This window comes from Noviherbaspirillum denitrificans (assembly GCF_002211445.1).
In the GTDB taxonomy this organism is placed as follows: Bacteria; Pseudomonadota; Gammaproteobacteria; order Burkholderiales; family Burkholderiaceae_D; genus Noviherbaspirillum; species Noviherbaspirillum denitrificans.
The window spans coordinates 1699724-1701806 of sequence record NZ_LSTO01000001.1 but is presented as its reverse complement, the minus strand read 5'-3'; the positions used below and the strand labels follow the sequence as shown (position 1 = coordinate 1701806).

Genomic DNA, 2083 nt, shown 5'->3' with positions numbered 1-2083 from the left:
CCCCACCCGCCGCAGGCGGTGCCGGCCTTGGTGCATGACTTGAGGTCGACCACGTTGGTCGCGCCGCCGGCGACCGCGTCGCACAGCTGCCCCTTGGAGACGTTGTTGCATGAGCAGATCTGTGCGGATGCGGGCAGCGCTTCCACGCCGAGTCCCGGCTTGGCCTTGCCGTCGCTCTGCGGCAGGATCAGGAATTCGGGCGCTTCCGGCAGTTCGATCTTGTTGAGCATCATCTGCAGCAAGGTTCCGTATTCGGCGGCATCGCCCACCAGCACGGCACCCAGCAGCAGCTTGCCGTCTTCGGACACCACGATCTTCTTGTAGACCTGCTTGCGCTCATCGGTGAACTGGTAGGAGCGGCTGCCGGCGGTGCTGCCCATCGCATCGCCGATGCTGGCGACGTCCACGCCCATCAGCTTGAGCTTGGTGCTCATGTCGGCGCCCGCGAAGGTCGCGGCTTCGCCGGCAATGTGTTTTGCCGCAATGCGCGCCATGTCGTAGCCGGGCGCGACCAGGCCGTAGACCATGCCGTTCCATGCGGCGCACTCGCCGATCGCGTAAATATCCGGATCGGCACTGAGGCAGTTTCCGTCGATCGCAATGCCGCCGCGCGGGCCAAGCGCGAGGCCGCTCTGGCGCGCAAGTTCATCACGCGGACGAATACCGGCGGAGAAGACCAGCATGTCCGTTTCGAGGTGCGAGCCATCCGCGAATACGAGGCGGTGACGAGCCTGTTCGCCGTCGACGATTTCGAGCGTGTTCTTTTGCGTGTGCACGCTGACGCCCAGCTCTTCGATCTTCTTGCGCAGCACGCGGCCGCCGCCGTCGTCCACCTGCACCGCCATCAGGCGCGGTGCGAATTCGACCACGTGCGTGTCGAGCTTCATGTCGCGCAGTGCCTTGGCGCACTCCAGGCCAAGCAGGCCGCCGCCGATGACGACACCGCTCTTGGAGCGGGAGCCGCACTCCAGCATCGCTTCCAGGTCTTCGATAGTGCGGTAGACAAAGCAGTCCTTGCGGTCCTTGCCGGGCACCGGCGGAACAAAGGGATAGGAGCCGGTTGCCATGACCAGCTTGTCATAGGAAAGGACTTCGCCGCTCGCAGTCGTGACGGTCTTGTTCGCGCGGTCGATCGAGGCTGCCTTGCTGTTCAGCTTGAGCAGCAGGTTGTTGCGGTCGAAGAAACCGGGTGAAACCAGCGACAGGTCTTCGGCCGATTTGCCGGAGAAAAATTCGGAGAGATGGACCCGGTCGTAGGCGGGGCGTGGCTCTTCGCAGAGCACGGTCACCTCGACGTCGCGCAGGCCGCTTTCGTCCAGGCTCTCGAGAAATTTGTGTCCAACCATGCCGTGGCCGATAACAAGGATTTTCATGCGTCTTCCCTTTTCAATATGTGTATGGCGCCAACGCGTATGCGTCCGGACCTGATTTCAAAAACCTGATTGCGCGTAGCCCGCACGGGTGGCGGTCGCGAGAAAATTCGAGGAGCCTGCAAGCCAGACGAGGGGGAGCGTCATGGGCGCCGTCCACGGCAGGTGGTGGCTGACTGAAGCGGTCTCCGCGAGAGGGAGCGCTGTGCTGTTGGTGTTCTTTGGCATCGTCGTATCAAACCGGATATGCACGGGAGCCCCACTTCGGACTCTCATCACAAGGCACCATTGCCTTGCAATTGGCATTGAGCAATCGGCATGCCAAGCGATTCAGGTGGTTTTTAGCGAGATGAGGTGGTCTTGCCGCATCAAAGTGGGATGCGGCGCATTGAGGATGAGCGTGGGTTTGGTGCAATGCACCGTATAGGTGCGCGACCGGCTATCGCGTCCAGCGGGCGGCATCGAAGTCGAAATGTTGCTCTTCGAAGATCGAATCGCGGCGCCAGAAAACGCGCTGGCGGAATACGGCGAGCGTCCACGTCTGGCTTTCCTCCGGCATCGGCCTGACAAAGGCCGCATGCGTCAGCACGGCCGCGCAGGCGCCCGGCAAGGGATCACGCACCGACTGGTAACGGATGACCTGGATGCCTGCGGAACGTGCCTCGCGCGCCAGCTGCTGGCAGGCAGCGTAGTCCGTCGGAGCTGTCCATCGA

At 62.7% G+C, this 2083-nt stretch carries 2 protein-coding genes; both read right to left on the bottom strand.

Annotation, left to right across the window (positions count from 1 at the left end):
* The coding region (nirB, locus tag AYR66_RS08480) for a nitrite reductase large subunit NirB (RefSeq protein WP_170942284.1) at positions 1-1373 on the bottom strand (1373 nt) is incomplete at its 3' end.
* A gap of 436 nt (positions 1374-1809) precedes the next feature.
* The coding region (locus AYR66_RS08470) for an RES family NAD+ phosphorylase (RefSeq protein ID WP_141104188.1) at positions 1810-2083 on the bottom strand (274 nt) is incomplete at its 5' end.